This is a genomic window from Caballeronia sp. (assembly GCF_049581465.1).
Lineage (GTDB): Bacteria > Pseudomonadota > Gammaproteobacteria > Burkholderiales > Burkholderiaceae > Caballeronia.
The window spans coordinates 1-1,746 of the sequence record NZ_JBAUSA010001322.1; the positions used below are offsets into that span (position 1 = coordinate 1).

Consider the following 1,746-nt stretch of genomic DNA (forward strand, 5'->3'; position numbering starts at 1 on the left):
GACCAGGGTGGCGTCGGGCAGCGCGGCGAGCGAATCTAGCGAAGTCAGCATTTGTGCCGCCGTACCTTCGAATAGCCGTCCGCAACCGCTCGCAAATAGGGTATCGCCGCAAAAAAGGTGCGGCGTGCCATCCGGGTCGGCTTCCTGGAAATACGCAATATGGCCCGCCGTGTGACCGGGCACGTCGATGACAGAGCAACTCATTGCCGGACTCGCAATCGTCACCCGATCGCCCTGTTTGACGCGTCGGGTCAAATGATCGATCGCCTCGCCAGCCGGGCCGATCACCGGGATTTCCCGGTCGGCTAAATGGCTAACGAGCAGTTTTGCGACGCCGCCGACGTGGTCGTGATGGTGGTGCGTGAGTAAAATAGCGGTTAGCCGCCAACCGCGTTTTGTCAGATAAGCTTCTACAGGCGCGGCGTCGCCTGGGTCGACCACGACGGCATCCTGTCCGTCCGAGACCACCCAGATGTAGTTGTCTTCGAACGCCGGAACCGGCACGTATTCAAGCGTTTTCATAAGGCGACTCAACCGAACATGTCAGAGCGAACGATTATAGACTGGCCCAGCTGGACCGATTCTGCGCCTGGCCGTTACGTGCTGGCGTGGGAACAGGCGCAACTCGACCGGGTGGTATCGGATATTTTCGGCTACCACGCGCTGCAACTCGGCTTGCCGCAACTCGACGCGCTGCGCGAGAACCGCATGCCGTGCCGCGGGCTGGTACTCGACGCCGCGAGCGGTGCAAGTTCGCCCTACACATTGCCGCCGAAGGTGGCGCCCAATGCTCGCGTGACGTCGCTGCCGTCGGCGAGCCGCGGATTGCACGCGCCTGAGGGCCGCAGTGCTGTGTGGTGCGATTTGCTCGACCTGCCGTTCGAGGCGCAGAGCGTCGACTTGCTCGTGATGCCGCATACGCTCGAATTCACCAGCGATCCGCACAGGCTGTTGCGCGAAGCCGAGCGCGTGCTGATGCCCGAAGGCCAGTTGATTATCCTCGGCTTCAATTCGCTCAGTTTGTGGGGCGCGCGGCAATCGCTCGGCAAGGTTGCGGGTAAGCCGTTCGTACCGGCGTCGCATGACATGATCGCGTTCACGCGGATCAAGGACTGGATCAAGCTGCTGGGCTTCGACCTTGAACGCGGACGCTTCGGCTGCTATCGTCCGCCCCTTCTTACCGACCAGTGGCTCGCGCGCTATCAATTCATGGAAGCCGCCGGCGACCGCTGGTGGCCGATCTTCGGCGCGGCGTACATGATCAGCGCGATCAAGCGCGTGCGCGGCATGCGCCTGATCGGACCGCGCAGATTGAAGAAACCCGCCCTCGCCCCGGGGCTCGCCCCGGTCGCCTCGCCGCATACACGCAACGAGCATTGATGACTCCCGAATCCAAAGAACAAGTAATCGACATTTATACCGATGGCGCCTGCAAAGGCAATCCCGGCCCGGGTGGCTGGGGCGCGCTGTTACGTTTCGGGGACCAGGAAAAGGAACTGTTTGGCGGCGAGACGCCGACCACGAATAACCGCATGGAACTGATGGGCGTGATTTCGGCGCTGGAGGCGCTGAAGCGGCCGTGTCGCGCGGTGATCCATACTGATTCGCAATATGTGCAAAAAGGCATTAGCGAGTGGATCCATGGCTGGAAAAAGAAGAACTGGATGACCGCCGCGAAGACGCCGGTCAAGAATGCCGATCTGTGGAAGCGCCTTGACGCGCTCGTGGTGCAGCACCAGATCGAAT

Annotated in this window: 3 protein-coding genes; 2 read left to right on the top strand and 1 reads right to left on the bottom strand. The window is 61.6% G+C overall.

What is annotated here, in order from left to right:
- Positions 1-522 (bottom strand): hydroxyacylglutathione hydrolase (gloB, locus tag WCA53_RS32000; protein ID WP_423921212.1); only part of this gene is annotated, 522 nt, incomplete at its 3' end.
- 18 nt (positions 523-540) lie between these two features.
- Between gloB and WCA53_RS32005 the strand changes: the two genes are divergently transcribed.
- On the top strand, positions 541-1,380 hold the full coding sequence (locus tag WCA53_RS32005) for a class I SAM-dependent methyltransferase (protein ID WP_423921217.1): 840 nt from the start codon (positions 541-543) through the stop codon (positions 1,378-1,380).
- The coding region (gene rnhA / locus WCA53_RS32010; RefSeq protein ID WP_423921221.1) for a ribonuclease HI at positions 1,380-1,746 on the top strand (367 nt) is incomplete at its 3' end. The genes WCA53_RS32005 and rnhA, both read left to right, overlap by 1 nt.

Bases quoted from the DNA above. Each gene is read 5' to 3' on its own strand.
- WCA53_RS32005 (WP_423921217.1), top strand. From the start codon at position 541: ATGTCAGAGCGAACGATTATAGACTGGCCCAGCTGGACCGATTCTGCG.